The sequence below is a fragment of the Pelagicoccus enzymogenes genome, assembly GCF_014803405.1.
In the GTDB taxonomy this organism is placed as follows: domain Bacteria; phylum Verrucomicrobiota; class Verrucomicrobiia; order Opitutales; family Opitutaceae; genus Pelagicoccus; species Pelagicoccus enzymogenes.
In genome coordinates this window covers 211,602-234,973 of record NZ_JACYFG010000038.1, presented here as the reverse complement: position 1 = coordinate 234,973, position 23,372 = coordinate 211,602, and the positions used below count along the sequence as shown (strand labels likewise).

Sequence of the window (23,372 nt, the reverse complement as noted above, 5' to 3'; positions counted from 1 at the left end):
AAGGTGCTTGGGTGAGTGGTATGTTTTTGTGGGAAGCGGCCTTGCGCCGCGATTGGATCGGGTTGGAATCGCGACCAAGGTCGCTCCTACACAATTTATGCGGATTGCTTGAGTTGGATGTCGCGTTCGACGGAGAGGAAGTCTTCGGCTTTGTCGGCGAGGATGATGAGGCGGTCGCCGGCGTCGATGAGGGTGTCTTTGGGTGGGTTGAGGATGTGGCGGTCGTTTTTGATGATGCCGACGAGCTGCATGTTGACGGGGTGTTGCAAGGTGGCGATCTGTACCTCGACGAAGCGCTGGGACTGCAGGCTGGTTTCGTGGATGTAGAACTGGCTGCCTTCGCGGGAGGTGATGAGCTGCTCGAAGGTTTTGCGAATGCCGGGGTAGAAGAATTCCTGCACGATCATGCGCTCGTTGATGCCGTCGGCGAGGATGATGCCGTCGGTCTGGGCGCGCTCCATCATGCGCAGGTTGCGGGAGCTGACCAGCTCCACGACCGTCTTGATGGGGGTGCCGGTTTCTTGCTCGATGAGCTCGATGATGGAACCGATAGCGTAGGTTTGGGCGTCGGAGGCGGGGTCGCCGGAAACGGCTGGCAGCACGAAGACGCCGTCGCACTCGGTGACGTTGGCTTGGTAGAGGGTTTCGTCGGAGGTGGGCAGGCCTTTGACGAAGAGCACGCCGCGCTTGGCGAGGGCGGAGGGGAGCTCGTCGAGCTCGTTGGAGATGAGGGCTACCTTTTTATCGGCGTAGCTGGAGTTGGCCTGCAGTTCGTCGAGGATTTGGGTGACCTTGTCGAGCGATGGGTAGTTGCAGATGATGATGTGGTTCTTGTGCGATAGTTTCATGGCGCCTTTTCGCTTGAGGGATACACGCTGGAGTACGGTTTCGGTTACAGATGCGAGCAAATAGCCGAGCAGGCCGATGCCGACGATGAAGCAGGGATATGCGATGAGGAATCGCCCAGCGAAGGTTTGGGGAAAGTAGTCGCCGTAGCCGACGGTGGTCATGGTGACCATGGCCCACCAGAGGGAGTCGATGAAGGTGAGGCCTTCCTGGTGGTTTCGCTCCGCGAAGTAGAATCCGACTCCGAAGAGCAGGTTCAAGCCTGAGGCGACCAGAAGAATCTTCCAAAGCCGCATGCTGGTGTCGCTGCGGCGGGAGATGAACTTGCGGATGAGTTGGAGGAACATGGAGTGGGAGGGGATGGGGCGATCCCTTGAGACAGTTTGGGTTCAGGGATGCGAAGACTCAGGGGGTTGTTTGCGGTGTCTTGATTGCTTTGGCCTTCCTCTGTTTCAGTTTGAGGTAGAATGATCTGAGGTCGCTTAGCTCTTTTAGGGTTCGCTGAATCTTAGTCATTTTTGCTCTCCAAGTTTTCAATGTCGGCTTCGTCTTGCTTCGAGCCTCTGAGTTTTTTCATCCAGATCAAGTCCTCGCGCTGTGCGAGCCTTACCTTACCGGCAGGTGAATCATCGATGATACTGGCATCAATGATTTCATGGTGACGACTTTCGTGTCCAATGAGCAAATCGATGACGACCAATTCTTCCTCGTCTTCTTCGCTCTTCTTTCCGAAGCGATGCATCGTAAGCTGCGTGCTTCCGAAGCTCCATGGCTCACTTGTCTTGTGGTAGCCAAGTTTTTGGAATATCCCTTCGTACTTTTCGAGATCGGCTGGTTTGGCCAAGATGTCGATATCCCTCGTAAACCTAGGCGTGTCGTGGAACGCCAGCGCGATGCCGCCGACTACGGAATAATCGAGACCGTGTTCGTTGAGTTTCTCGATGATTGAGAAGAATTCGCGATAGAGTTCCATGTCCGTGGATGACTATTTCTTCCTACAGTTCCCAGTCGTCTTGCCAGCGCTTGGGGGGAGTGGGGGAATTGTCGAAGTCGTTGGAGCGTTTCTTGAGGAGCTCGACGGCTTCCACGGTGGCGGCGCTGGGGCCGTCGGAGACGGCGTGCTTGATTTGCTCGGAGTACGGGCGGCCGTGCTGGTGGAGCTGCTCGATGAGGTTGAGGCCTTGGGCGATGACGTCTTGCAGGACCGCCTCGCCGGGAACTTCGCCTTGATCGTCCTCGTAGCCGAGCTGGTCGGCGTGCAGGGCGCTGTTGCAGATGTTGAGGATCTCGTCCCAGACGCTGCCGAGAAGGAGGTCGAACTCCCAGCCGGTTTCGCTGCGGCCGAAGCGGCCTTCGTTGAGAAAGCTCATGAAGACGATTTCTACCGGATCGATGCCCTTGTAGGCTGCCACGGCAATACGCAGGTCTTCCCAACGCTCGTCGGCGAGGAAGCCTTTCCACTGCTCGGGATTTTGGAATTCGTAGTAGCTGGCGAAGGCGAATTCTCCGGCTCCGAGGTCGACCGCGCAAAATACATCGAAGAAGCTGAGAAAGTCCGAGTAACGGGCCATGAATTTCTCTAGGGCTTTGCGGCCCTTTTGCGTGGGAGCGTAGCGTTCCTCCTCCTTGATTTCGATGAGGTCGCGCACGAGCAACCACTCGAGGATGGACTCGAGGTCTTCCTCGCCGTCCTCCAACATGAGCTGGAAGACCTTAGGAGCGTTGATCATGTACTCCAGAAGGTAGATGCCGGCGAATTGCTGCTTCTGCAGGTCGCTAACGGTGTAGTTGGGTTCTGGTGACATTCTTCTTGTTTGTAGGGCTGGCGCTTGCGTCATGCAGCGTTGCCGGAACTAGGAGTTAGAGAGACGCGGCGTGTCGCAAGCGACAGCCCTACAGGTTTTACGAGTGGAAAAGGGTGCTCAGGATGAGGGCGAGGCCGATGGCGGCGGCTCCTTCGATGAGAGCGGCGCCCCAATTGCGGTCCTTGGAAATTTCGTCGTCGAGCGGGGATCCGGGAAGGATGAAGCGGTCGATGGCGAAGCGGCAAACGGACAAGAGGAAGACGCAGATCACGAACCAAAGCGCGAGGCCGAGTATCGAGCTGCTGGATACGATGTAGCTCGACAGGATAATGCCCACTGCGGAGAGCGTGATGCCGAAGCCAAGGCCGGCGGCGGCGTTGTCGCGTTCGATTTCGTCGTGCAGGTCGTAGGCGCTGAGCTTTTGGTAGACCATGGCGAAGAGGACGAAGGCGAGCTGGGAAACGACGAAGTAGGCGAGGGTGACGAGGATGTCGCGTACGAGGCTGCCGGAGGTCTCGCCGTAGGTGGCGGCTTGGATCATGAAGGCGGAGCCGATGTAGGCGCCCGCTTGCACGGTGCCGGTGCCAATGTTTTGGTCCTCGACCAGCTCCTTCACGTTGCTGAAACGACGTAGCAAGACCTTGTCGTTGATGATGCGAGCGACTTGAAGGAGGGCGATGCCGAAGAGGGACCAGAGCAAGGTGGCGCCGATGTCGCGCAGGAAGAGTCGCTTGCCGGGGTTCACATTTGGCAAGTCTTCTACTGGAATGTCCTGACGAAGCACGCCCCAGAGAATGATGCTGATTGCCAGCATGTATCCAGAAAAGGATACGGCGATGGCTTTGTTGTCCTTTGAGGTGAGCTCTTCTCCGAGGGAGTAGGGTGTGCAGAAGTCGTTCACCATCTTCCCGATCCAGAGAATGAGGATGGAAAGGGCGAGGAAGACGAAGGATGAGGGATCGAGCAGGGCTGTGGCGTCCTCAATCCCGAAAAAGTCGCTGAGTGTGATGGTATCCATTTTTCTGATTCAGGAAAGGGTTCTATTTGCCGCCGCTGCGGAAGCTGGAGGAGGTGGTTCGCTTGACGCTCGGCGAGGAGGTGGAGGTGCTAGTGCGCCCGAAGCCGCCGCTGCGCACCGTCTTGGAAGGGTTGCGCGCCTGGAAACTTTTTTGGGAAGAGGTGGGGCTCTTGAGCGGGGCCTTGATGTTGTCGGCCGTCTTGCCGGCGTTGGGGGAAGTGGCGGTGGAGCTTACGGTGGAAGTGTTGGACGAGCTCCAAGTTGAGCTGCTGGTGACGTTGCGGGTGCGCTGGCGGTAGTTGTCGTAGCTGCTGGGCGAGTAGCGGCCGTAGTAGCTGGGGTAGGAGTTGTAGCCCCAGGGTGAGCTGTAGTAGGGGCGGTTGCTGTTGAAGAGCCAGCTGAGCAGGAGGAAGTCGGTGAGGCCGAAGCTGCTGTGGTAGTAGTGGTTGGCTCCGTAGATGTTGCGGTTGCCGTGGGTTTGCACATTGGTCCGGCCGTCGGCGGTTTTCTCGATCTCGATGGTGGCGACCTCCTGGGTTTGGTCGTTGGCAAGGTCGACGGTAAGGGAGAAGCCCTTGACGTTGCCGGAACCGTACTCGGTGACCTTGATGTAGTCGACGGCGCCGTCCTCGTCGAGGTCGAGGTTGTTGACGCCGACGCTGGGAGTATTGAGGAGTCGCTCGAATTCCTCGCCGGTTTTAGCCTGCTTGACGAGGGAGCCTACGGCTTGCAGGTCGAGTCCGCTGGCGGCGTCGGCTCCGGCGATCTGTTGCACGGACACGTTGTAGGTGTCGCCGTAGCGGGAAGAGGAGGAACAGCTCCTCATGGAGGAGAAGAGGACGAGCAGGATAAAGGCTCCGACTCCGATTTGTAACAGTGAGTTCATAGGAAAAGAGAGGGGTTATGGTGGCCGTGGGGCGTCGGAGAAGCGGGCGCTTCTAGAGGATGCCGCGGGTGTGTTTCCAAGCTTCTAGATAGTAGTTGTAGATGCGCGGGTGAGTGATCGTGCTGATCTCGGTTTGGTTGGTTTCGAGTTGGGATTTGCCGAACTGGAGGGAGGATCGGACCATTTCGGGTGTAAGATAGCGAGTCTCTGCAGTCAAGTCGGGTATGTTTGCGAGGGTGTTGCGTAGCTTGGCTTCGCTGTAGAGGGTCTCGCTGCCGCCGATCCACCATCCCCATTCGCCGAAGGAAGGGACGTTTTCGTGGTAGGGCACGGCAGCGAAGCCAGCGGATGTAATCGTTCGGCCAATACAGAGGAAGGCTTCCTTGGCATGGTAAGGAGAGGTGGACTGCTGCACGAAGATCCCGTCGGCGCTGAGCTTTTGGCGCAGGAAGCCGTAGAAGTGCTGGCTGTAGAGCTTCGCTAGCTCCACGGAGTTGGGGTCGGGGAAGTCGACGATGATGACGTCGTAGCGACCGGGGGCTTGGGCGACGAAAGCGGCGGCGTCGACATTGAGCACGGTGACGAGAGGCAGCTCTTGGTCGACGGATTGGCTGAGGGCGCCGCGACCGGTCACGTTGATTTGCAGGTGTTCTGAGGTGGGCTCGATGGCGAAGTTCTCCAGCGACTGTACGCGGGCGTCGCGCAGGCTGTCGTTGTTGAGGCGGATGAAGTGCTCGTTGTTTTGGGCGAGCTCGGTCATGACGGGATCGAGGTCGACGAGGGTGACGGTTTCGACCTCGTCGTACTTGAGCACTTCCCGCAGGGCCAGTCCGTCGCCGCCGCCGAGGATGAGCACGCGTTCGCGTCGCGGGGCGATGCTCATGGCGGGGTGTACCAGCATCTCGTGGTAGATGTGCTCGTCGCGCCCGTCGAACTGGAGGTGGCCGTTGATGTAGCAGGAAACGGAGCCGTCGCGGCTCTCGGTGAGCACCACGTGCTGGTATTTGCTCGTCTCCGAAAAGATGATACGGTCGCGGTAGAGGCGTTGCTCGGCGGACTCGGTCCAGTCGCGCTCGAAAGCGAATCCGAGGCTGACGAGAACCATCGTCACGCAGGCGGCGGCGATGACACGTCCGCTGTTGCGGGAGCGTTTCTTGAAGGTGACGATGAAGAGCAGGGCGGAGGCGAGGGTGGTGAGGGCCAGCAGGAGGCTGGTTTGCACCATGGAGAAGTAGCGGAAGAGGAAGAAAACCCAGACCAGGGCGCCGATGAGGGCGCCGATGTAGTCCATCTTGAGGATGCGGGCGAGATTGCTGCGCACGTCGGCGGAGAATTGCTCGTTGATGCGGGTGAGCAGGGGGATCTCGAAGCCGACGAGGATGCCGATGGCGCTGACGAGAGCGTATTGGGTGAGGATGAAGTGGGAGGGGAAGGCGCTGAAGACGTGCAGCATGGCCAGCGGTCCGAAGCCGCCTAGCACCGCGAGAGCGATTTGGCTGTAGGCGAGCACGTCGACCACCTTGCGGTCGGAGATGTAACGTTGGATTTCGGCCCCGAGTCCCATGCAGAAGAGCATGACGGCGATGACGATGGCCCATTGCTGCACGGAGTTGCCGAGAATGTCGGAGGCCAGCTTGCTGAGGGTGTACTCGTAGGCCATGCCGCAGCCGCCCATGATGAACATGACGAGTCCGATCACGAGCGTGGGTACGGTGCCGGAGTGGGCGGGCGATGGGTTGGCGGAGGAGTTCGAAGCGGGTTTCATCGATGAGTGGGCCGAGGAGGGAGACCCAGTCTTTTCACGCGAGCGTCGCGGTTTTGTCGAGTATTTGTGGGCTTGGGTTCCCGCGAGGCGGGGGTGGGGTTACAGGATATTTGAGGGGGGGGGCTCTTGTAGGAGCGAGCTTGCTCGCGATAGATGGGGTTGAATCGCGAGCAAGCTCGCTCCTACAGATTTTCCGCAAGAATCGGGTGGGCGGTTGCTTCGTAGAGCGCTATGGTTCCGCCTATGTCCGACTACGAACGTATCGCCAAAATGATCCGCTACCTTGACCAGTTTCAAGGGGAGCAGCCGAGCCTGCAGGACTTGGCGTCGTTCATGGGGATGAGTCCGCATCACTTGCATCGCCTGTTTTCCAGTTGGGCCTCCATTACGCCCAAGGATTTCTTGCAGTGCCTGACGGCGGCTAAGGCGCGGGAGCTTTTGCGGGAAGGTAGGAGCGTTTTGGATACGTCGCTGGAGGTGGGGCTTTCGGGGCCGGGGCGATTGCACGATCTTTGCGTGAAGTTGGAGGGAGCGACGCCGGGTGAAATCAAGTCGGGTGGCGCGGAGTGGGAAATCCGCGTTGGCTTCGCGGATACGCCTTTTGGCGAGGCCTGTGTGGCGGAGAGTCCGCGGGGGATTTGCCATTTGTCTTTCTTGGAAGGTGGCGATCGTGAAGTGGCTTGGGAGAAGATCCGAGGGGAATGGCCGGCTGCCGCGCTGGCGAAGGATGACGAGAGGGCGGCGGAATTGTTGGCGGGCGTTTTTTCGGGGGAGCCGGGCAAGGGCTTGCGGGCTTTGGTGCGGGGTACGGACTTTCAGGTGCGTGTATGGCAGGCTTTGATACAGGTTCCGGCGGGTTCGCTGGTGAGCTACGGTCAGCTGGCGGCAGCGATTGGCAAGCCGGAAGCGAGTCGGGCGGTGGGCACGGCGGTGGGACGCAACGAGCTGGCATTTTTGATTCCTTGCCACCGGGTGATCCGGGAGACAGGAGTGATCGGAAACTATCGTTGGGGACGGGACCGAAAACGCGCGATTATTGCTTGGGAAAATGGGATGAGAGAGAGGAGTCATGCAAGTTGCTGACCTAGCGAAGCTGTTTGGGCTGTCGGCGGTCTGGGGCGCGTCTTTCCTGTTTATGCGGGTGGCGGCTCCTGCGTTTGGGCCGATCCCCCTGATGTTGATTCGGGTGGGCACGGCTCTGCTTTGTTTTGCCCCGTTTTTTATGAGGGCGAGCGTGAGGGCGGGGCTGCGCGAGCATGCCAAGCACTTGGCGGTGGTGGGCTTGCTCAGCACGGCGGTGCCGTTCAGTTTGATCGCCTTCGCGACCTTGAGCTTGGAGGCGGGGTTCACCTCGCTGATCAACGCGACGACTCCCTTGTTTGCGGCGAGCGTGGGAGCGGTTTGGCTGAAGATTCCGCTCAAGCGGATTCAGGTGCTGGGACTTTTTATCGGCGTATTGGGAGTTTTGATACTGGTGTGGGGTAAGTTGAGCTTCACGGCGGGCGGCGCGGGCTGGGCGATCGCGGCGGGATTGCTGGCGACCCTGTCCTACGGGATTTCGGTACACTACTCGCGTCGCTTCTTGACGGATGTTCCGGCTCTGGTGACTTCGGCTGGCAGCATGGTGAGCGGGACTTTGGTGTTGCTGCCCTTGGGCTTAGCTCTGTGGCCGGAGGTGAACCCGAGCTGGCTGGAGTGGGGGTGCGGGGTGGCTTTGGGCGTCTTTTGCACGGCGCTGGCTTACGTGATCTTTTTCGACGTGATTGCTCGCACGGGGGCGACCAACGCCTCGACGGTGACCTTCATGGTGCCGGGCTTCGCCATTCTCTGGGGAGCGCTGTTTTTGGGTGAAACGCTGTCGCCACGGGTGGTGGCGGGCATGTTGGTGACCTTGGCGGGCACGGCCTTCACCCTGGGTATCGTGCCAAGGTTTGGGCGGCGGCGCGTGAAGGTGGCTTGAGGGCGAAGTGGGTTTTTTGGCCACAAAAAGGCGCAAAGAATCGGGTTCTGAAAACCTGCCTTATAAGGCAGGAAGCAGTGGAGGAGTTTTTGTGCCTTTTTGTGGCTAACACATCACACTTCCAATTTCCGGTAAGGCGTCTTCGGAGAAGCCGCGCCACCTTTCAGCCTTTGGCGATTTTGGATTGGGTCATGGAGCGGGCGATGGCGGCTACGGCGTCGAAGCTTTGCCGGGGGTCGACGCTCAGATTTGTGGAGTCGATGATGCCGTTTTTGCTTGAGCCGATGACCACGCCGTCGCGGCGCGGGATGACGTAGGCGTCGTTGTTGGAAAAGCTGTAGTTGAGTTCGGGTTGCGGGATGAGTACGGTGAGCTGGCCGCGCACGGGGTGCATTTGCTTGTCGCCAAAAAGCTTCTGGGAGCCGAGGCCGGTGGCGTTGACGATGACGGGCTCGGGCAGCTCTTGGAACTGGGAAGGGCTTTGGAAGTCGCGGGTGACGATACGTCCGCCGAGGCTGGTGAACTCCCGCAGGAGGGTTTGGTGGTAGGCTGAGATGTTGAAAATCATGCGGGAGCCTTTGCGGGCGTAAGGCTCGCGGAAGGGATTCTCGCTTCTATCGAGGTCTACAAAGCGAGGCGTGAGGTCCTTCACGTAGTCGCGGAAGTGGCCGTACTCGGGCTGGGTGTCGTTGGGATCTTTGGGGCGTTCGGCATCCCAGGGTGTGTTGGAGACGGCGTAGGAATCGACCCACTCGATGGGCGAGCCGGGCAGGCCGAGGAAGCTTTGGTAGAACTTGAAGGAGGTGCGGCAAGTGGTGTTCCACCAGTCCGCGAAGCTTTCGGTGGCGTGGTCCTTGAGGCAAATGCGGGAGTCGGGCGACCAGACTCCGGTGGCCACGCTGGAGGTGATGTTCGGGTGGCGTTCCTTGCAGTAGATGGTGACTTCCTTGCCCGCCCGTTGCAGCAGGATGGCGGAAGTGAGTCCCACCGCGCCGCAGCCGACGACGGCGAAGTTCGCGGCCCCGGTCGAGAGGGCTTCGGTGGTGACTTGGGAGCTGGTTCCCCAGGAAAGCGACCAGCCGGAACCGCCGTGGCCGTAGTTGTGGAAGACGCTTTTGTCGCCGATTTTTTCGTGGCTGAGATTGGGTCCGCTCTCGCGGAAGGGACGTAGGCCGACGGTCTCCTTGACGATGCGATCCTGGGAAGCGCGGACCAAGGGCAGCCGCCCAAATTGCGGGTAGCTGGTATGCGGACGGGGAAGGCTGTGGACTTCGGTTTCGTCCGCTGCGTGGGCGAGAGTTCGGGTCATGCCGAGGCCAAGACCCAAGCCGGCGAGGCGCAGGAATTCCCTGCGTTTAAAGTTACTAGACATCTTGAGCGCGCCTGAGCAGAGGCTGCGCCATTGGTGGCACCCTAATTGCTGGGGCGGCGCTATGCGTAAATTGCTCCTTGCAGCCTGCCTTTTCGTGCCTTCGATGACGCTTTTATCGAAGGAAGTGTTCAAGATTACACCGCTCGAAGGGGCGGCCTACAGTTCCGCGGCGACGGTGGATCCGCTGGCGACGCTTGTATTCACGAAATCATACACGAGTGGTGGCGATGATTTGGGCAAAGCTGCTGCGGACGCTTTCGCAGACTTGGCGGATGACTTGGCGGCAGCCGGGCTTTCCATGGAATCGGTGGTGAACGTGCGGGGTTACTTGCGATCTGAAAAAGGCGAAGAAATGGGGGACGCGACGGGGCTGTGGTCGGGCGCTTTCAGCGAGGCCTTTGCGGCGAACGAGCATGCTCCGACGCGTACGACCATCGGCGTGACGGACTTGCCGGACGAGGCCTTGCTGGCTCTCGATGCGGTGGTAGCTGCGGCGCCGGAAGCGGTGGCAGCGTTGGACGAGTCGTGGGCGAACGGGCGGATCTATTTCTCGGGGGAATCGGCTGGAGCGTTGCGAGCGGTGCGGCCGTACTCGAGCTTGCTCATCACCTCGGGCGTTTTGGCGGACTCGTTGCAGGGCGAAAGCGCAGGCTTTGGTTCCATGGAGCAACAGACGAGCTCGGTGCTTTCCAAGCTGGACGCAGTGCTGCGTAGTTGGGGCTTGGGCCGGTCGGACTTGGTTTTCGTGCGGGCTATGCTGAGTCCGGAGGAAGTTGAAGAAGGGGGCATGGCCACAGATTTTGCCGGCTTCGACGAAGGCTGGGCATCGTTTTGGGAAACGGCTTCGTCTGAGGCGCCGCCTTTGAGCGTTTTCTCGGCTCCCGGTTTTTCCTCCACAGGAAGGATCGTGGAGGTTGAGTTTTACGCAGCCTTTCCCGATGCCATGGGGCCCTTCGTTCCTGAGGATCCGGGCGCGGAGGATGCGGCGAGGGGACCGGCTTGGCGCGAGGGTTCGGAGAGCTCCTTTCTCAGCCGCTCCGTAGCGGTGGCCCGGGATGCGAAACTGACTTGGTTTGCGGGCGTGATCGATCGCAATGAGACGGATATTTACAAGCAAGCCATGCAGTCGCTGCTGACTTTGGAGTCGCGACTAGGCGAGGTGGGCTTGGATTATCCGGACGTGATGCAGCTGCGGGCGTATTTGAATATTCAGGACAGTTTTCGCGCGGAGTTTGGCGAGTGGAACAAGGCGTATCGCCGCTTTTTCGATCACTCCAAGTTGAATCCTGACAAGCCAGTGCGCACGGCTTTTCCGATCGAGGAGTTGCCGGCGGGAGCTTTGATCGAGATCGAAGCCTTAGGGGTTAGCTATTGAGAGCTGACCAGTTTTCGACGAGCCAGGCAAGGGCGGTTGATTCGTCAGTGAAGGCTCCGTCGAGTTGGGCTTCGTAGGCTCGGTCGAGAATCCTCTTGAAGTCCGGGCTGGGCTTGAGACCGCGATCGATGAGGTGGCGGCCGAGCAATAGGGGCAAGGGCGCGTGGCTTTCGAGATCCAGTTCTTGGATACGTTTCTTGAATTCAGCGATACGCAAGTCTTGGGCCTCGGAGATGAGGGGCGGACGGCCTCGGTGGTCGGCTACCATGACGTAGACCAGCTCGTGGGTGGTGGCGGGAGTGAGGCGTTTTGCAAGACGGCGCAGGGAGGCGTCGCTGTGTCCGCCTTCCGGGGCGGTATTCAAAAAGTGGTGGTTTCCGACGAGTCCCATGACCTTGTCGCGGATTTCGTGGGGGGCTCGCATGGCGTTGAAGAATTGCTCGGCCAGCCAGATGCTTTGGGTTTCGTGGCCGGGACTGATCCAGTGCATGTCTCCTCGTTTTTCGGCCCAGCGGGTGCAGCGGGCCTTGCCGAGGTCGTGGCAGAGGGTGCCGAAGGCGAGGGGACCGCGTTCGCTTTCGGGGAGGCTGTTCCAGTCGGTTTCGCGTTGGAGGGCGTCGAGGCAGTGGAGGGTGTGGGTCCAGGTGTCGCCCTCCGGGTGCCATTCGGGGTCCTGGGGAAGGTTGCGCAGGGCGTTGAGCTGGGGGAAGTAGCGGATCCAGCCGCTTTTTTCGAGGGCGCGCATGCCGTGGGAGAGGGAGGTGGAGCGGCGGGCCCATTTTTCCCACTCGGTCCAGATGCGCTCTTTGGCAAGGGTCCAGAACTCGTGGCCGATCTCTTGGCAGAGGGTCGCGGTTTCCTCGTGCAGCTCCATCTGGAAGCGGCCGGCGAACTGCATGCCGCGCAGCACGCGCAGCGGGTCTTCCTTGAAGGCCGGGCTGACGTGGCGAAGGGTGCGGGATTGCAGGTCGGCTAGGCCGCCAAAGTAGTCGATGACTTCGCCGCTCGTGTGGTCGTAGAGGAGGGCGTTGATGGTGAAGTCGCGGCGCTTGAGGGCTTCCTCCTCGCTGAGATGGGCGTCGGCTTCGATGACGAAACCGCGGTGGCCGGAACCGGATTTGGATTCGCGGCGGGGAATGGCGAAGTCGTATTCCTCGCCATGGGTCCAGAGCTTGACCACCGCGAAGGCTTTGCCCACGAGGTCGGTGCGGCCCAGCTTCGCGAGGGCGCTGGCGATGGTTTCCAGGTCGAGGCCGTAGACTTCCACGTCGAAGTCCTTAGGGGCGATTCCGAGGAGGGCGTCGCGCACGGATCCGCCCACGATGCGGCAGGTCCCGCCGGCGGCTTCGAGGGCGAGCAGGGCTTGCTTGAGCGGAGCGGGGAGCTCGAGGGCGAGGGGCTGGCGGACAGGTTGCATGGGTGGGAGAAGGTAGGAAGCGGCCTTGTGCCGCGAAGGGATTCAGTAAATGGAAATCGCGGCACAAGGCCGCTTCCCACGGGAAATTACTTGCGGCTCTCGAAGATGAGCGTGATCCAGCCGGCGATGAAGGCGACGCCGCCTAGGGGGGTGATGGGGCCGAGCAGGCTCCATTTGGTGAGGGCGAGGGCGTAGAGGGATCCGGAGAAGAGCAGGATACCTACGGCCCAGAGGCGGTAGGCCCATTTGCCGGCCAGCTTGTCGGCGTGCAGGGCGAGGGCGAAGAGGGCGACGGCGTGGACCAGGTGGTAGAGCACGGCGGTTTCCCAGGCGCTGACGCTGTCGTTGGCGGCGAGCTGGGACTTGAGGCCGTGGGCGCCGAAGGCTCCGAGGCCGATGCCGGCGGCGGCGATGAGTGCGGAAAGGTTGAGACGGAATTTGGCGGGCTGGGACATGCGAATACTTGCTGTTCCGGGCGACATTGATTCCTTAGGACCCGTAGCCCAAACCTATTTTCTCCGAATGAAAGCCGATCGCCTCCTTTCCCGTCTCTGCCTAACCATGCTGCCCTTCGTTTGCGCGGGAGCCTTCGGGGGAGAATTTTCCACGGAAGTGAAGGTGCAGAGCGCTTACCTGGATCGAGGCATCAAGGCGGCGGACCTGACTTGGTTTCCCTCCATCGAGTACGCGGAAGGCGGTTTTTATGTGGGGGCTTGGGCGGCCTTGCCTTTGGAAAAGAAAGGCAGCCCTAACTTCTACGGCGACGAAGTTGACTTGTACGCGGGTTATGGCTGGCCGGTAGCAGACAAATGGGGGCTCGATTTCGGAGGAATCCGCCATGAGCATTCCGGCAGGGCCGGTACAGACGAAGTCTATCTAGGGCTCTTCGGGGAATTGGGAACGGTCTCTCCCTCAATATATATATACAAGGACTTCGATACGCGGGAGCTGTTCGTGGAGGCCGCGGCTACGGTGGCGGTGCCCTTGGAAGGTTTTCCCTTCGAGGCCACGGGAAGGCTTGGCTATTCGGACGCAAATCGGGACTACCGTTATTTTGGGGTGGACCTTGTCTACCCAGTCGAGCTGAGTCGGTCCTCGTCGCTTTCCTTGGGGCTGCACTACGACGACAACGACTTCGGCTTGGGCGTCCCTGACAGCAACTTATACGGAAGCGCCTCCTTTCAGCTCCGATTTTAGCCTGCGGAAGGGAGCAAAATTAATTCAGTAAACCATTGACAAGGCTCCGGCGCAGGCTAGGTGTTTTGCTCTTTTTCTCGAAATCCGATGAAAACATTTCTAGCCAAACAGGAAACAGTACAACGCAACTGGTACGTGATCGACGCCAAGGATCAGGTACTCGGACGTCTGTCTGTGAAGATCGCAAACATTCTACGTGGCCGCAACAAGCCGACCTACACTCCTCACGTGGACACAGGTGACTTCGTTGTCGTGATCAACGCCGACAAGATCGCCCTCACTGGTAAGAAGGAAGAGCAGAAGCAATACATGTTCTACAGTGGTTACGTCGGTGGAGAAAAGCGCCTCAGCGTCGCGCAGATGCAAGAGCGTCAGCCAGACTTCGTCGTCAAGCACGCAGTCAAGGGTATGCTCCCAAAGAACCGCCTCGCTCGCAAGATGCTCACCAAGCTCAAGGTATACGCTGGCGAGTCGCACCCACACGAAGCACAAAACCCAGAGGCAATTTCCCTCTAAACCGCTCTTAACACATGTCCGTTGAATCAAACGTATTTCTAGGCACTGGCCGTCGTAAAACTGCTGTTGCTCGCGTTCGTCTCCAAGAAGGAACCGGCAAGATCGTAGTGAACGGCAAGGAAAGCGAAGCCTTTTTCTCGCACGACAACTTCAAGCGCATCGCCCTCTCCCCGCTCGCAACTGCTGAGCTCAAGGACAAGGTCGACATCATCGCTAAGGTACAAGGTGGCGGCGACAGCGGACAAGCTGGCGCAATCTCCCTCGGTATCGCTCGCGCCCTCCTCAAGCTCGACGGCGAGCTCCGTTCCCCACTCAAGCAAGCTGGTTTGCTCACTCGCGACCCACGCATGAAGGAACGTAAGAAGGCCGGTCAGCCAGGGGCACGTAAGAAGTTCCAGTTCTCCAAGCGTTAATCCGCTTATCAGCAGAATTTTTCGGAAGCCCTCACTGGTTCGCGCCATGAGGGCTTCTTCTATTCTCAACTCAGGCACTTTTGCCTTTTCTCTCACAATTCATTTTCCCGTAGGAAGCGACCGCTACCGCTAGACGGCCTTCCTGTATCCAACTTTTTCTATCAATGAACGCAGCCATCGTAGGCGCCTCCGGATACGGAGGAGAAATCCTAGTCAAACTCCTCGCAGCTCACCCGAAGGTGACGCTCAAGGCCGTCACCTCGCGGAGCAAAGCCGGCCAACCGGTCAGCTCCGTCATCCCTGCTATGCGGGGAGTGCTCGACGACATGCTCTTCGAAAACTCCGATCCCGCTGAATTGGCGGCTCGGGAAGACATCGACGTCGCCTTCCTCGCCCTTCCGCACGGAGCCGCCGCCGAGTATGCGCGGCACTTGGTAGACGCGGGCAAGAAGGTCATCGACCTCAGCGCCGACTTCCGCATCGCCGATCCCGCGACTTACGAAGAATTTTATGGCGCGGCCCACCCGGATGTGGAGCTGCTCAGCCGGTCCCAATACGTGATGCCTGAACTTTCCGATGCGTCGTGGAAAGAAAAAGACCTTTTCGCCTGCCCAGGTTGTTATCCGACCAGCATCTTGATCCCGCTGCTTCCGCTCGTGAAAGCGGGCATCGTTAGCCAAGAGCACATCGTGGCCAACTCCTACAGCGGAACCAGCGGCGCGGGCAAGCAGAGCAAGGAAGCCTTCTCTTTCTGCGAAGTGAATGAAAGCTCCAAGGCTTACGGAGTGCCCAAGCACCGGCACCTTTCGGAAATTGAGGAGCAACTCAGCGCTGCGGCAGGCGACAAGGTGATCATCCAGTTCAACCCGCACCTCGCGCCCATGAATCGGGGCATCGCCACCACCATTACCGTACCCTCGAACGGCTCCACCATCGAGCAGCTTTATGCCGAGTGGAAGAAGGCCTATGCGGACAAGCCCTTCGTCTGTATCCTTCCAGCTGATACGCGGCCCGAAACCAAGTATGTGGTAGGTACCAATCGGGTAGATATTTCAGCGGTCAAAGACGATCGGACTGGCAACTTCGTCATAACTTCGGCAGAAGACAACCTCGTCAAGGGCGCCAGCGGCCAAGCCATCCAGATTCTCAACCTCTGGCAAGGCTGGGACGAAACGACCGGACTTATCTAGAATCCAAGCGAATACTTTTTATGTCACACGAAATTAACTTCACGCCTAACACCGCAGGAGTAACGGACCCCAAAGGGTTCTTTGCCAATGGAGTTTCAGCTGACATACGACGAAAAGGTAATGACCGGTTGGATACAGGAATTGTTTTTTCAAAGACTCCCTGTGCCGCAGCCGGTGTCTTCACCAAAAACCGGGTCAAGGCTGCTCCGGTGCTGCTCTGCGAAAGCGTGTTGAGCTCCAGTAAGGCAATCCATGGAATCATAGCCAACAGTGGCAATGCCAACGCCTGTACCGGCGAACAAGGTAAGATCGACGCCAAGGCCATGGCGGATCAAGCGGCTACCGCTTGCGAAGTCGCAGCGAACAGTTTCCTCGTTTGCTCGACGGGGCGGATCGGGGATTTGCTGCCGATGGATCGCATTTCTCCAGCCATCGCCAAGTCGGGCGCTGGAATCGTTGCAGGCGACACTGATGGCGAAAGTTTTTCGAACTGTATCCTTACCTCGGATACGCGTAAGAAAACCTGTACCGCCACTTTCGAAGTAGACGGCAAGACCGTCACCCTCGCAGGCTCTGCCAAGGGCGCGGGCATGATTCAGCCCAACATGGCAACCATGTTGGCCTTCATCACCACCGATATTGCTGCCGAGAGCGCGGAGTTGAAGACTCTGCTTTCCGAAGCTGTGAAGCACACCTTTAACGCCATCACAGTCGACGGGGACATGAGCACGAACGACACGGTGTTGGTTCTTGCCAACGGCGAATCCGGCGTCGCTCTTTGCGACGAAACGCGCGAAGCTTTCAAGGAAGCCCTTTTCCTCATCTGCGATAACTTGGCTGACAAGATTGTAGCTGACGGGGAACGTATCACCAAGGTGGTGGAGCTTCTCATCAGCGGAGCGGACACGGAAGCGGGTGCGGAAAGCATTGCTCGCTGCATAGGTAACTCTTTGTTGGTCAAGACCTCGTGGTTTGGAAACGATCCGAACTGGGGGCGTCTCATGGATGCTCTCGGTTACGCGGATTCCGAGTTCGATCCAGAAAGGATCGACATTTCCTATGGCGAAGTGCCAGCCCTCGTATCCGGAACCCCGATACCTGAAAACAAACCTAAGTGGAAAGAGGTAGTGAGCGCCAAACGCTTCACCATCCATATCAACATGCACGCCGGAGAAGCGAACTATCGCCTCCGTGCCAGCGACCTAACGGAAGGCTACGTCGACTTCAACAAGAGCGAGTAGTCTTTTTGCCCGCTAAGTTCACGAAGAGACACGAATATTAGTATATTACCAAAAGAGTATCTTAGTGATACTTAGTGCCCTTCGTGGGCATCGAATGCAAAACCCGATCATCCTTTTATCCTAAATCTATGAACATGCAGGAAATCATTTCCAAAGCGGCTGTATTGGTTGAAGCTCTGCCTTACGTGCAGAACTTCCGTGGCTCTACCTTCGTTGTTAAATACGGCGGCAGTTTCATGGACGATCCGGATCCGGAAATCCGGGCCCGAGTCGCTGGTGACATCGCTTTTCTCTCCGCAGTGGGAATTCATGCGGTGGTGGTTCATGGTGGCGGCAAGGCCATCAGTCGGGCGCTCGCAGATCAAGGTATCGAAACGAAGTTCGTAAACGGTCTACGCTACACGGACGGGGAGTCGGTCAAGGTCGTGCGCGATGTTTTGAGCGGACAGGTCAATAGTGAAGTCTGCGAGATGTTGCAGGTTCGCAAGGATCACCCGCTCGGCATTCCTGGTGAGAACGTGCTGCAATGTGAAAAGTTGGACACGGATGTGCATGGCGATCCCGTTGATCTTGGCTTCGTGGGAAACATCACAACCGTGAAGGCTAAGATTATTAAGAAGGCCATCAAGGACGGTTACACGCCGGTGATCTCGCCAGTCGCGATCGATGACAATGGGCAGCTCTACAACGTGAACGCCGACGTTGCGGCAGCTTGCGTGGCCAGCGCTTTGCGGGCACGCCGCCTCGTTTACATGAGCGACGTTCCAGGTCTTCTTTCCGATCCCAAGAATTTGGATACGCTTATTTCTACTTTGAAGGTGAACCAAGTCGATAAGCTCAAGAAAAACGGAACCATCAGCGCCGGCATGCTTCCCAAGGTTGAGAGCGCGGTCAAAGCCCTCGACGCCGGAGTACACCGCGTGCACTTCATCGACGGCCGTCTGCCGCACAGTCTCCTCCTCGAAATCTTTACCGACAAGGGTATCGGCACCGAAATCTGCCATTGATTTGAGCAGATTAGTTCGAACCACAGATAACACAGATTTTCTCAGATCGAATCTAATAGGTCTCTTCACTGGATCCCCCATAATCTGAGCCATCTGTGGTTTAATAATTTTCCAACGTTAAATATATCATCATGACTACACAAAACACCGAGCAGCTTTATAAGGATAATGTACTCGGCAACTATGGGTTGCCGCCTATCACGTTTACCCGTGGCCGCGGTGTGCGCGTGTGGGATGATACGGATAGGGAGTACATCGACTTCTGCTCTGGGATCGCAGTGCTCACTTTGGGTCACAGTCACCCACGACTTGTATCCGCGATCCAATCACAGGCCGAAAGCCTGATCCATATCAGCAACCTTTACCGGAACGAGAAGCAAGCTCAGCTCGCCGCGAAGCTGAACCAGCTCGCGGGCGGGGGAGGCAAGGTCTTCTTCTGCAACAGCGGCGCGGAAGCGAATGAAGCGCTGATCAAGCTGTCGCGTCTCTACGGCAAGGCGAAGTCAGGAGAAGAGGGCAAGCAGTTCAAGGTGATCGTGGCGGAAAGGGCCTTCCATGGACGGACCTTTGGTGGCATGAGCGCGACCCCCCAGGAGAAGATCCAAGGCGGCTTCCGTCCTTTGGTACCCGGCTTCGAGTCAGCTCCGCTCAACGACTTGCAGGCTTTTGCCGACAAAGTAGACGACTCCACCTCCGCCATCTTCGTGGAAACGATCCAGGGCGAGGGCGGTATCAATCCGTGCTCCGTGGAGTTCCTGCAAGGCTTGCGCAAGCTATGCGACGAGAAGGGCATCCTCTTGCTCATCGACGAGGTGCAGTGTGGGGCTGGACGGTCTGGCACATTCTTCGCTTTCGAGAAGGCAGGCATCCGGCCGGATGCGATCGGCATGGCCAAGGGCCTCGGCGGTGGCGTACCTATCGGCGCCGTTTGGATGGATGACAAACATGCGGCCCTCTTCGGGCCCGGTTCCCATGGCACTACCTTTGGCGGCACTCCGCTCATTTGCGCGGCGGCCTTGGAAACGATCTCTGTTTTGGAGGACGAGAAGCTGCTGCAAAAGGTGACGGAAAACGGCGCTTACTTCCTGGAGCAGCTAGAAGCGCTGCAGGCAGAGTTTCCCGACTACGTTTTGGACGTACGGGGGCAGGGCTACATGCTCGGTATCCAGATCGCGGAACTGCCTTTCGAGATGGTTACCAAGATCCGGGCCGCTGGACTGGTCGTTCCGCCGGCAGGTGGAAACGTGATCCGTTTCTTGCCGCCGCTCATTGCGACCAAGGCCGATATCGATGCCGCACTGGCGATCGTCAAGGAAGTCGTCGCCGCCCGGGCAGTTGAATTCGCAGCTGCCGTCTAACCCTTACCCGATACCCGAAAACCAACACTTATTCATGCAGCATTTTCTCAAGGAAACTGATTTTACTCTCAGTCAGGCCGCCGAGGTCTTCACGCTGGCCCACGCCCTCAAGCAGGGGCGCGGTCGCCACACGCCTCCGACCCTCAAGGGCCAGACTTGGGCCATGATATTCTCCAAGTCCAGTACCCGTACGCGAGTTTCCTTCGACGTGGGCATCCATGAGTTGGGCGGCCATCCGATCTTCCTCAACAAAAACGACATCCAGCTCGGTCGCGGCGAATCGATCTACGACACGGCCAACGTGCTTTCGCGTTTCGTGCACGGCCTCATCGTGCGCACCTACGAGCAGTCCGAAATCGAGCAGCTGGCGGAGCTCGGCAGCGTGCCGGTGATCAACGCCCTGACCGACTACCTGCATCCCTGCCAGATCTTCACCGACGCCTTCACCATGGCGGAGCGTTGGGCGGACGGGACTAACTTTCTCGAGTCGCTCAAGGGCAAGAAGCTCGCTTACTTCGGCGACACGGCCAACAACATCGCCAACTCCTGGATCCTCGGCGCGGCCATGTTCGGCATGGAGCTCGTGTTGGCCGGTCCGGAAGGCTACGAGCCGGGCGAAGACATCCAGAAGACGCTGGCGGACAGCGGTTTCGCGCCGACCTGGAGTTTTACCAAGGATCCCGAAGAAGCCGCTAAGGACGCGGACGTGCTCTACACCGACACTTGGGTTAGCATGGGCCAAGAGGAAGAGTCGGTCGACCGCATCCGCGTGATGAAGCCGTACTCCGTGACCTCGGACCTCATGAAGCGCGGCAAGTCCGACGCCCTCTTCATGCACGACCTTCCGGCCTACAAGGACATGGAAGCCCAGGCCGACGTGCTCTACGGCCCGCAATCCGTCATCTTCGACGAGGCGGAAAACCGTCTCCACACCCAGAAGGCCATCATGTCTATCCTTGCCGAAGCCAAGCGGCGTTAGGTTGAATGTTTTTTTTGACCGCAGATAGCACAGATTTACTCAGATAATTTTCTGAATATGATCTGTGTACATCTGTGAAATCTGTGGTTTAGAACTACTCACACAATTTCCACTTTATCCATTATGAAAATCGTACTCGCATACTCGGGCGGCTTGGACACTTCAGTCCTCGTTCGCTGGCTCAAGGATCACTACAACGCGGAGATCATCACTTTCGCGGCTGACGTCGGCCAGGAAGAGGAGCTCGACGGTCTCGAGGAAAAGGCGAAGGCCACTGGCGCTTCCGCCCACTACACTCTCGATCTCAAGGACGAGTTCGCCAAGGACTACATCTTCCCGATGTTGCGTGCGAACACCATCTACGAAGGCCAGTACTACCTCGGCACTTCCATCGCCCGTCCGCTCATCGCCAAGGCTCACATCGAGCTCGCTCGCAAGGTGGGCGCCGATGCGGTCGCTCACGGCGCCACCGGCAAGGGCAACGACCAGGTTCGCTTCGAGCTCGGTTACGCGGCCCTCGCTCCCGACCTGCAAATCATTTCTCCTTGGAGAATGGAAGTTTTCCGCAAGGCCTTCCCTGGCCGCACGGAGATGATCAAGTACTGCGCGGACAACAACATCAACGTGGAAGCCTCCGCCTCCAAGCCGTACTCGATGGACCGCAACTCCCTGCACATCTCCTACGAAGCCGGCATCTTGGAAGATCCTTGGTTTGACCCGACCACACCGGAAAACAAGAAGATGTACAAGCTCACCGTCGATCCCGAGGACGCGCCGGACGAAGCCCAGTACCTCGAGCTCGATTTCGAAAAGGGCGACTGTACCGCCATCGACGGCGAGAAGGTTACGCCAGCGGAAGCGATCTACAAGCTCAACAAGATTGCCGGCAAGCATGGCATCGGCCGCGTGGATATCGTGGAAAACCGCTTCGTCGGCATGAAGAGCCGTGGCGTGTACGAGACGCCAGGCGGCACCATCATTATGATGGGCCACAAGCAAGTCGAGTCGCTCACCATGGACCGCGACCTCGAGCACTTGCGCGACAGCTTGATCCCCAAGTACGCCGAGCTCGTGTACAACGGCTTCTGGTTCGCTCCCGAGCGCGAGGCACTGCAGGCCTTCATCGACAATAGCCAGAAGAGCGTTACCGGCACCGTTCGTCTCAAGCTCTACAAGGGCAACGTCACCACGGTTGGCCGCAAGTCTCCATACTCGCTCTACGACGAAAACGTGGCGTCCATGGAAGGCGTTCAGTCTTCCTACAACCCTGACGACGCCACCGGCTTCATCCGCCTGCAAGGCTTGCGCCTGCGCGCTCGCGCCGCGACGCAAAGCCAGTTCATCGAGAAGTAGTTGTAGGCTGGGTACAACCCAACCTTTTTGCAAAAGCGGAACCATTTAGGTTCCGCTTTTTTTGTCCAAGAACATGCAAGGGCTCTGCTTTGATCCTATTCCTATTTTATAGTGACGGCCTCTGCAGCGACCTCGTCTCCCAACTCGGTCACAGACTTTAATGTGCTGAGATTGCTCTTCTTGATTACGATACCATGGGAGTTTTTCCCGAGCACCTTTACGAAGGTGGAGGCTCCGCTGGCGGAACTTGCCGCGGTGATGTCGACATCGTTTACGTTGTCGAAGGTGAAGACGGGGCCCTCTTCGGGAGACACGTCGATATTCTTAAAACTGAGTCCAGTCGCGTTTTGGCAATAGACGCCTTCGGTGGATTTGACTCGGATGTTTTCGAAGGTGACGTTTTCGATAAGCGAATCGGGGAGACCGACGATGCGGATGGCCATGGGAGCTCCTTCGCCGTAGACGTCGCTAACGTGGATATTGCGGAAGAGGGGGGCGCGTTGGTTGGTGAGAGCGTTTTTGTCTGCTCCGTAGTCCATGTTGAGTATGACTACTTCGCGTTGCATGTCTTTGACGACAAGGTTCTCGGCCCAAACGTTTTCCACGATACCGCCTCGGCCGCGACGGGATTTGATGCGCAGGGCACGGTCCGTGCCTTCGAATTCGCATTCGTACATATAAACGTTGCGTACGTCGCCCGACATTTCGCTCCCGATCACGAGTCCGCCGTGGCCGCGTTTGGAGGTGCACCAGCGCATGACCACATTCTCGGTCGGGGCTGCCGCTCGCCACCCGTCTTCGTTGTATCCGGATTTCAATACCATGCAATCGTCGCCGGTATCGAAAACGCAGTGCTCCACTAGGAGGTTGCGAGAAGAGTCGGGGTCGATGCCGTCGTTGTTGGGGCCGTCTGTGAGAACGTGCACGCGGCGGATTATTATGTTTTCGCAAAACACTGGGTGAATGGTCCAGTTGGGTCCGCTTCCGATGGTGAAGCCTTCCAGCAGAATGTTGCGGCAGTTGAACAGCTGCACGAAGCTGGGGCGGATGGCGTCCTCGGGTTTTCCGTAAATCCGTTCCTCGACGGGGATGCCTCGCTTTTCTGCGGTGAAATAGTCGCGGGTTTCCTTGTGTTTCCAGTCCCACCATTTTTCGGCATTTCCGTTGAGCCTGCCTGGACCGGTGATTCCGATGTTTTCGCAATCTCTAGCGTAGATGAGAGGGGAGTAATTGTAGATTTCGATACTGCCGGCCCGAACGCGTACGACAGGCAGGTAGTCTTCCAAGGTATCGCTGAAGATGACTTCGGATCCTTCGGCGAGGTGGAGTTCGACATTGCTCTTGAGGTGGATGGGGCCTGTGAACCATTTGCCTGCGGGAACCAGCACGCGACCGCCGCCGTTATCCGCGCAAGCGGCGATAGCGTTTGCGAAAGCTTCGGTGTTCTTGACTTTTCCCCCCTCGACCGCCGCGAAGTCGAGGATATTGAAAACGTCGGCCTTGAAACTGGGGCGAGCAAGTTGCGGCATGCCAAAAGGAGCATTGACGGGCTGAATCTCGTCGCCGCCCCAAAGCCGTCCGTCAGAGGTGAATTGAGGTGTGGCAAACGCTTCGCTGAGGAAGCCAGCGAATAGAACAGATGCGAACGTGGTGATTCGAAGTGTCGCTTTCATG

Annotated in this window: 22 protein-coding genes; 12 read left to right on the top strand and 10 right to left on the bottom strand. The window is 58.4% G+C overall.

The features are described from left to right. Positions 1 to 95: 95 nt before the first annotated feature. From IEN85_RS15735 to IEN85_RS15710, 6 genes are all read right to left on the bottom strand, one after another. Positions 96 to 1,193 (bottom strand): ion channel, encoded by a 1,098-nt coding sequence (locus IEN85_RS15735; RefSeq protein ID WP_191618057.1) that lies wholly within the window; start codon positions 1,191 to 1,193, stop codon positions 96 to 98. Between the two features lie 161 nt (positions 1,194 to 1,354). Next, positions 1,355 to 1,819 carry a nucleotidyltransferase gene (locus IEN85_RS15730; protein ID WP_191618056.1) on the bottom strand — a complete coding sequence of 155 codons (465 nt, stop codon included), beginning with the start codon at positions 1,817 to 1,819 and terminating at the stop codon, positions 1,355 to 1,357. A 22-nt stretch (positions 1,820 to 1,841) separates the two neighbouring features. Next, entirely contained in the window at positions 1,842 to 2,651 is an 810-nt protein-coding gene (locus IEN85_RS15725) for a hypothetical protein (RefSeq protein ID WP_191618055.1), read from the bottom strand. A gap of 97 nt (positions 2,652 to 2,748) precedes the next feature. Beyond that, positions 2,749 to 3,669: a DUF350 domain-containing protein gene (locus IEN85_RS15720; RefSeq protein ID WP_191618054.1), complete on the bottom strand. Its 921-nt coding sequence runs from the start codon at positions 3,667 to 3,669 to the stop codon at positions 2,749 to 2,751. A gap of 22 nt (positions 3,670 to 3,691) precedes the next feature. Next, a complete protein-coding gene (locus IEN85_RS15715) occupies positions 3,692 to 4,555 on the bottom strand; it encodes a hypothetical protein (protein WP_191618053.1) in 864 nt (287 codons plus the stop codon). 52 nt (positions 4,556 to 4,607) lie between these two features. Beyond that, positions 4,608 to 6,320, bottom strand: a complete 1,713-nt coding sequence (locus tag IEN85_RS15710) for a polyamine aminopropyltransferase (protein WP_191618052.1) — start codon at positions 6,318 to 6,320, stop codon at positions 4,608 to 4,610. Positions 6,321 to 6,563: 243 nt separating this feature from the next. On the opposite strand from IEN85_RS15710, the gene IEN85_RS15705 reads away from it, so the two are divergent. Both IEN85_RS15705 and IEN85_RS15700 read left to right on the top strand, forming a co-directional pair. Further along, entirely contained in the window at positions 6,564 to 7,403 is an 840-nt protein-coding gene (locus IEN85_RS15705) for a methylated-DNA--[protein]-cysteine S-methyltransferase (protein WP_191618051.1), read from the top strand. After that, positions 7,390 to 8,280 (top strand): DMT family transporter, encoded by an 891-nt coding sequence (locus tag IEN85_RS15700; RefSeq protein ID WP_191618050.1) that lies wholly within the window; start codon positions 7,390 to 7,392, stop codon positions 8,278 to 8,280. The genes IEN85_RS15705 and IEN85_RS15700 overlap by 14 nt, the downstream gene beginning before the upstream one ends. A gap of 163 nt (positions 8,281 to 8,443) precedes the next feature. On the opposite strand, the gene IEN85_RS15695 is transcribed toward IEN85_RS15700, so the two are convergent. Further along, entirely contained in the window at positions 8,444 to 9,652 is a 1,209-nt protein-coding gene (locus IEN85_RS15695; RefSeq protein ID WP_191618049.1) for an FAD-dependent oxidoreductase, read from the bottom strand. 103 nt (positions 9,653 to 9,755) lie between these two features. Between IEN85_RS15695 and IEN85_RS15690 the strand changes: the two genes are divergently transcribed. Continuing rightward, positions 9,756 to 11,027, top strand: a complete 1,272-nt coding sequence (locus IEN85_RS15690) for a RidA family protein (protein WP_191618048.1) — start codon at positions 9,756 to 9,758, stop codon at positions 11,025 to 11,027. On the opposite strand, the gene IEN85_RS15685 is transcribed toward IEN85_RS15690, so the two are convergent. Beyond that, positions 11,017 to 12,444 (bottom strand): CCA tRNA nucleotidyltransferase, encoded by a 1,428-nt coding sequence (locus tag IEN85_RS15685; RefSeq protein WP_191618047.1) that lies wholly within the window; start codon positions 12,442 to 12,444, stop codon positions 11,017 to 11,019. The genes IEN85_RS15690 and IEN85_RS15685 overlap by 11 nt on opposite strands. A gap of 86 nt (positions 12,445 to 12,530) precedes the next feature. Next, positions 12,531 to 12,899: a DUF423 domain-containing protein gene (locus tag IEN85_RS15680; protein WP_191618046.1), complete on the bottom strand. Its 369-nt coding sequence runs from the start codon at positions 12,897 to 12,899 to the stop codon at positions 12,531 to 12,533. Between the two features lie 67 nt (positions 12,900 to 12,966). Between IEN85_RS15680 and IEN85_RS15675 the strand changes: the two genes are divergently transcribed. From IEN85_RS15675 to IEN85_RS15635, 9 genes are all read left to right on the top strand, one after another. Continuing rightward, a complete protein-coding gene (locus IEN85_RS15675) occupies positions 12,967 to 13,641 on the top strand; it encodes a TorF family putative porin (RefSeq protein WP_191618045.1) in 675 nt (224 codons plus the stop codon). 87 nt (positions 13,642 to 13,728) lie between these two features. Continuing rightward, a complete protein-coding gene (gene rplM, locus IEN85_RS15670) occupies positions 13,729 to 14,157 on the top strand; it encodes a 50S ribosomal protein L13 (RefSeq protein WP_191618044.1) in 429 nt (142 codons plus the stop codon). A 14-nt stretch (positions 14,158 to 14,171) separates the two neighbouring features. Continuing rightward, positions 14,172 to 14,570 carry a 30S ribosomal protein S9 gene (gene rpsI, locus IEN85_RS15665; protein ID WP_191618043.1) on the top strand — a complete coding sequence of 133 codons (399 nt, stop codon included), beginning with the start codon at positions 14,172 to 14,174 and terminating at the stop codon, positions 14,568 to 14,570. A gap of 164 nt (positions 14,571 to 14,734) precedes the next feature. Further along, positions 14,735 to 15,760, top strand: coding sequence for an N-acetyl-gamma-glutamyl-phosphate reductase (argC, locus tag IEN85_RS15660; protein WP_191618042.1), 1,026 nt, complete (start codon positions 14,735 to 14,737; stop codon positions 15,758 to 15,760). A gap of 20 nt (positions 15,761 to 15,780) precedes the next feature. After that, positions 15,781 to 17,001 (top strand): bifunctional glutamate N-acetyltransferase/amino-acid acetyltransferase ArgJ, encoded by a 1,221-nt coding sequence (argJ, locus tag IEN85_RS15655; protein WP_191618041.1) that lies wholly within the window; start codon positions 15,781 to 15,783, stop codon positions 16,999 to 17,001. A 128-nt stretch (positions 17,002 to 17,129) separates the two neighbouring features. Next, the gene (gene argB / locus IEN85_RS15650) at positions 17,130 to 18,008 is read left to right on the top strand and encodes an acetylglutamate kinase (RefSeq protein WP_191618040.1); all 879 of its coding nucleotides are present in this window, start codon (positions 17,130 to 17,132) and stop codon (positions 18,006 to 18,008) included. A 131-nt stretch (positions 18,009 to 18,139) separates the two neighbouring features. Further along, on the top strand, positions 18,140 to 19,366 hold the full coding sequence (locus tag IEN85_RS15645; protein ID WP_191618039.1) for an aspartate aminotransferase family protein: 1,227 nt from the start codon (positions 18,140 to 18,142) through the stop codon (positions 19,364 to 19,366). A 34-nt stretch (positions 19,367 to 19,400) separates the two neighbouring features. Continuing rightward, complete coding sequence (gene argF, locus IEN85_RS15640; RefSeq protein WP_191618038.1) at positions 19,401 to 20,345, top strand: ornithine carbamoyltransferase; 945 nt, start codon at positions 19,401 to 19,403, stop codon at positions 20,343 to 20,345. A gap of 123 nt (positions 20,346 to 20,468) precedes the next feature. Next, positions 20,469 to 21,698, top strand: coding sequence for an argininosuccinate synthase (locus IEN85_RS15635; protein ID WP_191618037.1), 1,230 nt, complete (start codon positions 20,469 to 20,471; stop codon positions 21,696 to 21,698). Positions 21,699 to 21,799: 101 nt separating this feature from the next. Here IEN85_RS15635 and IEN85_RS15630 read toward each other — a convergent pair whose 3' ends face one another. Then, the gene (locus IEN85_RS15630; RefSeq protein WP_191618036.1) at positions 21,800 to 23,371 is read right to left on the bottom strand and encodes a glycoside hydrolase family 28 protein; all 1,572 of its coding nucleotides are present in this window, start codon (positions 23,369 to 23,371) and stop codon (positions 21,800 to 21,802) included. Position 23,372: the final 1 nt, after the last annotated feature.

Bases quoted from the DNA above. Each gene is read 5' to 3' on its own strand.
- IEN85_RS15735 (WP_191618057.1), bottom strand. From the start codon at position 1,193: ATGTTCCTCCAACTCATCCGCAAGTTCATCTCCCGCCGCAGCGACACC.
- IEN85_RS15730 (WP_191618056.1), bottom strand. From the start codon at position 1,819: ATGGAACTCTATCGCGAATTCTTCTCAATCATCGAGAAACTCAACGAA.
- IEN85_RS15725 (WP_191618055.1), bottom strand. From the start codon at position 2,651: ATGTCACCAGAACCCAACTACACCGTTAGCGACCTGCAGAAGCAGCAA.
- IEN85_RS15720 (WP_191618054.1), bottom strand. From the start codon at position 3,669: ATGGATACCATCACACTCAGCGACTTTTTCGGGATTGAGGACGCCACA.
- IEN85_RS15715 (WP_191618053.1), bottom strand. From the start codon at position 4,555: ATGAACTCACTGTTACAAATCGGAGTCGGAGCCTTTATCCTGCTCGTC.
- IEN85_RS15710 (WP_191618052.1), bottom strand. From the start codon at position 6,320: ATGAAACCCGCTTCGAACTCCTCCGCCAACCCATCGCCCGCCCACTCC.
- IEN85_RS15705 (WP_191618051.1), top strand. From the start codon at position 6,564: ATGTCCGACTACGAACGTATCGCCAAAATGATCCGCTACCTTGACCAG.
- IEN85_RS15700 (WP_191618050.1), top strand. From the start codon at position 7,390: ATGCAAGTTGCTGACCTAGCGAAGCTGTTTGGGCTGTCGGCGGTCTGG.
- IEN85_RS15695 (WP_191618049.1), bottom strand. From the start codon at position 9,652: ATGTCTAGTAACTTTAAACGCAGGGAATTCCTGCGCCTCGCCGGCTTG.
- IEN85_RS15690 (WP_191618048.1), top strand. From the start codon at position 9,756: ATGACGCTTTTATCGAAGGAAGTGTTCAAGATTACACCGCTCGAAGGG.
- IEN85_RS15685 (WP_191618047.1), bottom strand. From the start codon at position 12,444: ATGCAACCTGTCCGCCAGCCCCTCGCCCTCGAGCTCCCCGCTCCGCTC.
- IEN85_RS15680 (WP_191618046.1), bottom strand. From the start codon at position 12,899: ATGTCCCAGCCCGCCAAATTCCGTCTCAACCTTTCCGCACTCATCGCC.
- IEN85_RS15675 (WP_191618045.1), top strand. From the start codon at position 12,967: ATGAAAGCCGATCGCCTCCTTTCCCGTCTCTGCCTAACCATGCTGCCC.
- rplM (WP_191618044.1), top strand. From the start codon at position 13,729: ATGAAAACATTTCTAGCCAAACAGGAAACAGTACAACGCAACTGGTAC.
- rpsI (WP_191618043.1), top strand. From the start codon at position 14,172: ATGTCCGTTGAATCAAACGTATTTCTAGGCACTGGCCGTCGTAAAACT.
- argC (WP_191618042.1), top strand. From the start codon at position 14,735: ATGAACGCAGCCATCGTAGGCGCCTCCGGATACGGAGGAGAAATCCTA.
- argJ (WP_191618041.1), top strand. From the start codon at position 15,781: ATGTCACACGAAATTAACTTCACGCCTAACACCGCAGGAGTAACGGAC.
- argB (WP_191618040.1), top strand. From the start codon at position 17,130: ATGAACATGCAGGAAATCATTTCCAAAGCGGCTGTATTGGTTGAAGCT.
- IEN85_RS15645 (WP_191618039.1), top strand. From the start codon at position 18,140: ATGACTACACAAAACACCGAGCAGCTTTATAAGGATAATGTACTCGGC.
- argF (WP_191618038.1), top strand. From the start codon at position 19,401: ATGCAGCATTTTCTCAAGGAAACTGATTTTACTCTCAGTCAGGCCGCC.
- IEN85_RS15635 (WP_191618037.1), top strand. From the start codon at position 20,469: ATGAAAATCGTACTCGCATACTCGGGCGGCTTGGACACTTCAGTCCTC.
- IEN85_RS15630 (WP_191618036.1), bottom strand. From the start codon at position 23,371: ATGAAAGCGACACTTCGAATCACCACGTTCGCATCTGTTCTATTCGCT.